At 44.9% G+C, this 7,036-nt stretch carries 9 protein-coding genes; 2 read left to right on the forward strand and 7 right to left on the reverse strand.

What is annotated here, in order from left to right; genetic code table 11:
- The first annotated feature begins 77 nt into the window (after positions 1-77).
- On the forward strand, positions 78-995 hold the full coding sequence (locus tag QT984_RS14650; protein ID WP_333374285.1) for a cobalamin-binding protein: 918 nt from the start codon (positions 78-80) through the stop codon (positions 993-995).
- Positions 996-1,234: 239 nt separating this feature from the next.
- Here the strand turns inward: QT984_RS14650 and QT984_RS14655 are convergent, their stop codons facing one another.
- The 7 genes from QT984_RS14655 to QT984_RS14685 all read right to left on the reverse strand — a co-directional run bounded on the left by QT984_RS14655 (position 1,235) and on the right by QT984_RS14685 (position 6,452).
- Positions 1,235-1,843: a fasciclin domain-containing protein gene (locus QT984_RS14655; RefSeq protein WP_333054714.1), complete on the reverse strand. Its 609-nt coding sequence runs from the start codon at positions 1,841-1,843 to the stop codon at positions 1,235-1,237.
- Between the two features lie 165 nt (positions 1,844-2,008).
- Positions 2,009-2,791, reverse strand: coding sequence for an MBL fold metallo-hydrolase (locus QT984_RS14660; RefSeq protein ID WP_333054713.1), 783 nt, complete (start codon positions 2,789-2,791; stop codon positions 2,009-2,011).
- A 367-nt stretch (positions 2,792-3,158) separates the two neighbouring features.
- The gene (locus tag QT984_RS14665) at positions 3,159-3,746 is read right to left on the reverse strand and encodes an aminodeoxychorismate/anthranilate synthase component II (protein ID WP_333054712.1); all 588 of its coding nucleotides are present in this window, start codon (positions 3,744-3,746) and stop codon (positions 3,159-3,161) included.
- Between the two features lie 180 nt (positions 3,747-3,926).
- Complete coding sequence (locus tag QT984_RS14670; RefSeq protein ID WP_333054711.1) at positions 3,927-4,436, reverse strand: diacylglycerol kinase family protein; 510 nt, start codon at positions 4,434-4,436, stop codon at positions 3,927-3,929.
- A 161-nt stretch (positions 4,437-4,597) separates the two neighbouring features.
- Entirely contained in the window at positions 4,598-5,137 is a 540-nt protein-coding gene (ybeY, locus tag QT984_RS14675) for an rRNA maturation RNase YbeY (RefSeq protein ID WP_333374287.1), read from the reverse strand.
- A gap of 206 nt (positions 5,138-5,343) precedes the next feature.
- Positions 5,344-5,562, reverse strand: a complete 219-nt coding sequence (locus QT984_RS14680; protein ID WP_333054708.1) for a DUF3285 domain-containing protein — start codon at positions 5,560-5,562, stop codon at positions 5,344-5,346.
- 89 nt (positions 5,563-5,651) lie between these two features.
- Positions 5,652-6,452, reverse strand: a complete 801-nt coding sequence (locus tag QT984_RS14685; RefSeq protein ID WP_333233467.1) for a DUF4058 family protein — start codon at positions 6,450-6,452, stop codon at positions 5,652-5,654.
- 73 nt (positions 6,453-6,525) lie between these two features.
- On the opposite strand from QT984_RS14685, the gene QT984_RS14690 reads away from it, so the two are divergent.
- Positions 6,526-7,036, forward strand: a 511-nt coding sequence (locus QT984_RS14690) for an ISAs1 family transposase (protein WP_333057251.1), incomplete at its 3' end; no start/stop codon positions are given.

The following is a 7,036-nucleotide window of genomic DNA, read 5'->3' on the forward strand; positions in this document are numbered from 1 at the left end:
CAATCCCTTTTATTGTGGCACGGGCGTCCCGCCTGTGCTTCGCCTGTGCTTCCGAATCGGTAAAAAACAGAAAACCAATGAACCAACCAAGAATTGTCTCTCTAATTCCCAGTGCCACCGAAATTGTAGCACTTTTAGGATTAACCGATGCAATTGTGGGCCGTTCCCACGAATGCGACTATCCCCCAGAAATCCAAAATTTACCTGTTTGCACTCAGCCTAAATTCAATCCCGAAGGAACTAGCAGCGAAATTCACAACCGCGTGACAGAATTGTTGCAAAATGCGCTGAGTGTGTATAAAGTAGAAATAGATACTTTGGAAAAATTGCAGCCGACTCACATTATTACTCAAGCTCAATGTGAAGTCTGCGCTTGTTCTCTAACAGATGTTGAACAAGCAGTAAGCACCCTGGTAAATAGCAAGCCGGAAATTATTTCTTTGCAGCCGAATCTGCTAGCAGAAATTTGGACGGATATTCAGCGAGTTGCTGATGCTTTGGGCGTAGATGGCAAAAGTGCGATCGACCTTTTGCAATCCCGCATCGATGCTATTATCTTAAAAACCAAAACATTAACCGTTAAACCCAAAGTAGCTTGCATCGAGTGGATTGAACCTTTGATGGCTGCGGGTAACTGGATGCCCGAATTAGTCGCAATGGCGGGAGGCAATTCGCTGTTTGGAATTGTCGGGAAACATTCCCCTTGGTTAAAATGGGAATCTTTAGTAGAAGCTAATCCCGATGTAATTATTTTCATGCCTTGCGGCTTTGATTTAAGTCGCACTCGCAGCGAAGCAAGGCAGATAACTAAATACGCAGAATGGCCTGATTTGCAAGCAGTAAAAACGGGGAAAGTTTACCTAACTGACGGCAATTCTTACTTTAATCGGCCGGGGCCGAGATTGGTTGATTCGTTAGAAATTTTAGCAGAAATTCTCCATCCCGAAATCTTCGATTTTGGCTACCGGGGTAAGGGTTGGCAGCCATTTTTGTAGATACCCGCAGCTAGCTAAAGCTTTATCTATAGCAATCCTAAATCATTTGTAAATTTCTTACTCCCTCCCCTTGATAAGGGGAGGGTTGGGGTGGGGTAAAAAATTTACGACTCCTGCAACGATTGCTATATATTAATTCGGAATTGCCTGCCATACAAATAAGGACACAACAATGTTGTGTCCTTACTTCGCTTTCATTTAACCGAATCTAACATCAATTGATACAAAAACGGCTAGTCTTACTTCGCATCAGGCGGCATCAGCACCTTGTCAATTACGTGAATAACGCCGTTGCTAGCTTTGATATCAGCTTTCACAACATTAGCGCCGCTGACAGTAACTTTGCCTGTGCTAACTGCCACCTTCAGCGAACTTCCTTCGACACTTTTTACATCGCCGGATTTTAGGCTAGTAGATAAAACTGAACCAGGAACAACGTGGTAAGTTAAAATCTTAGTAAGTAGGGCTTTGTTTTCCGGTTTGAGCAAATTCTCCACAGTTCCTTCTGGCAAAGCAGCAAATGCCGCGTCTGTCGGTGCAAAAACAGTGAAAGGGCCTTTTCCTTGTAAAGTTGTCACCAAACCTGCAGAGCCCAAAGCCTTTGTCAGCGTCTTGAATTGAGCGTCGCCAGATGCAATAGCGACAATATCCTTAGCCTGAGCCATTGGTGCCGGTGAAGCAGTGGTTTTCCCATTTCCTGCAACTTGTTGAGTTTGAGTTGCATTAGCAACATTGGTGTTGGAGGTGATGTGAGCCCAAGCCGGGAAACCGATTAACGCGCTAGCGCCGATTATTCCTGCGAAACCTGTGAGTTGTTTCATCCAACTAGGTAAATTTTGATTTTTCATTTCGCTTGCATTTCCTTATGAGATAAAACCGTGAACATGAATTGTTATGTTAGCCAAATCTCGACAAAAGGCAAGGTTGCCAGAGGCTAAGGTAGAGAGAAAATTCTCTTGCATCCCCGATCGAACAAAACTTCCTTAATATAACGCAACCTAAAAAATCTGGCATCAACCGCTAAATCTGTAACTCAAAACCTCAATCACCGAACCAGTTTGGGGTAAGTCAGCAGATTTGAGCGAAATCGTGTCATTATTCAATCGGCGCACCGGCGTACCATCCATCAGCGCCAAGAATTCATCTAGCGGCACCAAATCGCACGCAGCAGCATCGGCGGCTTGGGTTTTGAAATGTGTCGGAATCACCATCTTTGGTTTGAGAAGTTGCAAAGTTTGCTTCGCTTCCGCCGGAGTGTAAGCTTTCGGGCCGCCGCCCACGGGAATCAGCACTACATCGGGCCGCCCGATCAAGATTTGTTCTTCAATGCCGATCGGGCCAGCAACTCCGCCCAAGTGTAAAATCTTAACGCCCGCTTGCTGCCACAGCCAAGCCACATTGACCCCAAATCGCCTTCCTCCCTCACGGTCTTTTTGGGTCCGAATCCCTTGAATCCGCAGTCCGTTAGACCTGTAAGCCCCCGGTTCGTACAAAAGGCCGGGATTGCCCGCAAATCCCTCGATCGCCCCTTCATCGAGCAACCGGCTGCTAATCAGAATCAAATCTGTTGGCACTTTAGGAGAACGATAGCCTGCGGTACAGCCCAGGGGGCGAAAAGGATTCACCAGCACCCTCGCACCGCCTCCGGCGAACAAGAAGCAAGTGTGGCCCAACCACTGAATCGACAAAGAATCAGCAGTTTGAGCTTGATAGCTTTCCCATCCAGATGGTAAACCAGTGAAGAAAGCTGCTAGCAAACCCGTCTGTGCGTAACGTATTAATTGTCGCCGTTTCATCTTGTGATTGCGGTTGTCGGGTGTTGGTCGTCTGTTGTTATACCACAAAACACCGCCAGTCGATTTTAGATTTTAGATTTTAGATTTTAGATTTACTTGCAGCATTGAATCTGGAATCTCGAACATGAGTCTAAAATTTGGGGTTCACCACGACAGGAGTGAGGGGCTTGTATCCTTTTTGAGGCGGTTCAGGTGCGAAAATGTGTACCCTACTCTCACCGTAAGGTTCTATAAAAGCGAACCCTACAAATTCAGAGAAATTTAACTAAGGAATGAGAATTAAATAACTTCCACTCTTGAAAGTGGGATGGGCGTCCCGCCCATCCCACAATAACAATTAAAATTGTAAGTTATTTAATTCGCGATCCTAAAGCCGTTCCAAGAAATTTCGCAATAATTGCTTTCCCGAAGTCGTCAAAATACTTTCCGGGTGAAACTGTACACCTTCAATATGCGGATATTCCCGGTGCCGCACGCCCATAATAGTTCCGTCTTCAACCCAAGCGGTAATTTCCAAAACTTCTGGACAACTCTGCTTTTCAATTACTAAACTGTGATAGCGAGTGGCAATCATCGGCGATTCCACGCCCTGAAAAACTCCGACTCCTGCGTGTTCTACCTGAGAAGTTTTGCCGTGCATCAACACGGGTGCAGAAACAATTTTGCCGCCAAATACTTGACCGATACTTTGATGTCCGAGGCACACGCCTAAAATTGGTAGAGTCGGCCCCAATTCTTTGATTAATTCCAGAGAAATTCCCGCATCTTCCGGCCGTCCCGGGCCGGGAGAAATCACCACTGCTGCCGGCTGCAATTGCCTAATTTCTGCTAAGGAAATTTGGTCGTTGCGGTAGACTTGCACTTCGCTGGCTACGGGCAACTGGGCACCGAGTTCTCCTAGATACTGTACCAAATTGTATGTAAAACTGTCGTAGTTATCGATTACTATAATCACGGGTTAAGTTGGATTTTAGGTTTTAGATTTTAGATTTTAGGTTAACTCGCTCCCTGAAAGCAAGGGTTTTAAGATTTTAGATAGATGCCCAAGATAAAAATAGCTGCAATATAGACGAATAAAACTAAAAACCTCCCATTGGTCATCTAAAACCTAAAATTTGCTGAGGCCAATAATTTACTAACTGCCGATCGCAATTTGAACGACTGCCCACAAAGGAGGCAGCAGAAGTGCAGTACCGACGATGATCGCAGCCATTGCCGATACCAGAACTGCTCCGGCACCGCAGTCTTTGGCAATTTTGGCTAGTTCGTGGTAAGATTGCCCGACTGTCAAGTCTACCACCGATTCGATCGCCGTATTCAACAGTTCCATGGCTAAAACTATGCCAATGGTGACGCCGATCACAGATATTTCTACAGGTTTCAGTTGCAAAAATAGGCCGAGTCCGATCGCCAAAGTGCCAATAACAGTGTGAATCCGAAAATTGCGCTGAGTTTCAAAAGCATAACTCAGACCCCCCCAAGCGTATCTAAAACTCGTAGCTAAGCTAGATGCGATTTTCCAGGACAGCTCTCGGTTGTATTTCAAGGCTTTTTTAGGCTCCTGGACTGTCTGGCTAGAAGAGTCTTGAGGCATGGGCAGAAACTGTGCGATTTGTGATGAAATTGAGGGTCTATCTAGTGTCATAAAGAACCAACTTTAATTTACAGAGATGAATGAAAGCTAAACTTTTGAAATTAACTTCATCAAGTCTAGGTAACTTTTCTAAGTTTTTACTAAAGTTTTGGTTTAATTTCAGAAATTTATATTGGGCTTGACATACTTTGTTAAGTAACCATCAACTTCAGTTATGCTGTTTGGATCGCAAGACCGATCGCCCGCAGCAATATTTCTTGTCGATCGAGCATTTGAGTCAGACTTTCTTCATCCGGGTGATCCCAGCCCAAAAGATGCAGAAAACCGTGGGCTGCCAGCCAAGCTAGTTCGGTCTTCAGGGGATGTCCTTGCTGCTGGGCTTGTCGGTTAGCTGTATCGATCGAGATGACGATATCACCCAAGTATAGGGGTTCAGATGACTGCATTTCCTCTAGCTGAGGACAGTCTACCTCTAAAGCTGCGAAAGCTAGTACATCCGTCGGTCGATCGAGCTGGCGGTACTGGAGGTTGAGGGCTTGCATCTCCGTATCGCCGGTTAAACGCAGACTGACTTCGTAGCCTGGGGCCACTGGCACATCCGCCGCCTGGTTTTCCAGCCAAACGCTAAACCAATTTTCCCAGGTTTCGGCTGCTGAAATCTCCCCGCTGGCTGCACTCTCAGGGAGGTTGGAAGCGTCGGCAGACTGCTGGGCGAGCCCGTAACAGTCTTCGACGTTCACCTCTATTAACATTTTTTTTCTCTCATGTCAAGGGATATATTCAATTTTTTTACAAATTGCAATTGCGCGATCGAGCGGCAGGGGATTTTGCTGTTGCTGGAAAGATACAGTAATCTGTTAGAGATTGCAACAGGCAGGCAAAACAATCAGCTTAACTCCAGATTAAGAAATATCAAAAACATCAGCAGAAATTAGAGGCTGATTGTTGGAATCCTCGATTAAGAATTGAAATAGCGATCGAGAAAAGCCAAACCCACGAGTACGCCTAAAAGTCCGGCGGCTGTCAAGGCAAAATGAAACAAAGAAGTCGCCCGCTTGCGAACCATGTTCCGCATCGCCAGCTTGACATAACTCGGTGGAGGTGAAGTGCTTGTCGGCGCTGTCGGGGTTTCGGCGGACTCTTCGGAGGCGGGAATTGCTGAGGGATGTTGACTCATAACGGTTAGTTTAGAAGGTTAAGAGAGGGACTGTTGAGGACAGGCTCGTCCCGATGTTAACAAATATGTAACGTTTTGTGTAGGATTTTTTAGGTTTCAGATTGTCGGAGGCTGGTTTCGGACAACAAAGCATCCGCCCAAACAGCATCTGATTCTGAAAGCGCAGGTACGGGTGCGACGGTGTAATCTATTCTAAAGTCATAGGCGGCGCGATCGTAAACCCCATTTAATAACGCTTGTAAATCTACAATTGGTTCCGCATCACCCGCGCGCAAAGGCAAGGGAAACTGAGGAATCATATCGGGTAAATTGAAAAGGTACAAATCCGCCAAAGGCCTTTGATTTCCGCGACTCACTAAAATTCGATAACTTGCCTCAATATCGTTACCAAAAACTAACATGGGTTGGTAACTTCGCAGCAAGTCAATCTCAACCAGATGAGTGCGAATACCAAACACCTTTTCTCGTTTTTCTTCATACATTTCTCGCCCTTTTCCGGGGCGCTTGTTTGTTGGTGAAAGCACTTCAATCACCGTCACTACCTTTTTATTTTCGGTTTCGACGATCTGCAAATAACTTTCTTTTACTTCCATCGGTAAAGGTATTCTCACCTTCAAAGATTGGGCTGGCGGAGCAGCAAGGGCGACATTAGAAGTAGTCTCGGTTGCTGGAGTTGGTGAGCGCTGTATCGTAACATCGGGAATTCCAATTAGTAAAGCATCTTCGCCGCTGATTTGATAAATTCTTTGTTCGATATCTACTAAATATTTAGGTAGCAGTTGCGGAGTCAGCAAATCTGCGATCGCCACTATTAACCTATTATGAACCGAACGCCACAATTCAGGACTTTCTAAATAAGGATTCATCCCTGGAAACCAGGGTAAACGCATCTTAATTTCAACCTCAAACATGATAAGATGAAGTGTTTAGCTAAATCAAGTGCGTAATTGATAGGTGCGATCGATGGCGAAAGGGTTTACTTCGACTTTAACTTCCCAACAAAAAACAATAGGTGTATCGAATCCGACAGACTTATTGAACGTTAGTTTTTTAAACCATTTTGAGACCTTGACCGATCCAAGAATAGAAAGAAGTAAAGAGCATTTACTAATAGATATTGTAGCCATTGCGATTCTAGCTGTCATTAGCGGTGCGGATGGATGGGGGGCAATAGAACTCTATGGAAAAACTAAATATGAATGGCTAAAAGGTTTTCTAGAACTGCCGAATGGAATTCCTTCTCATGATACATTTAGTCGAGTATTTGCTCGAATTGAACCGAAGCAGTTTCAAGAGTGTTTTTTGAGTTGGGTAAATTCAATTACCAAAAAATTGGAGCTAGAAGTCATAGCCATTGATGGCAAAACAATGAAACAATCTTATGACCGGAATCACAGCCAAAAACCATTGCATATAGTCAGTGCATGGTCTTCATCCCATCAATTAGTTTTAGGGCAAAAAAAAGTCAATAAGA

Origin of the sequence: Microcoleus sp. Z1_B2 (assembly GCF_036700325.1) — a bacterium.
Classification (GTDB): domain Bacteria; phylum Cyanobacteriota; class Cyanobacteriia; order Cyanobacteriales; family Microcoleaceae; genus Microcoleus.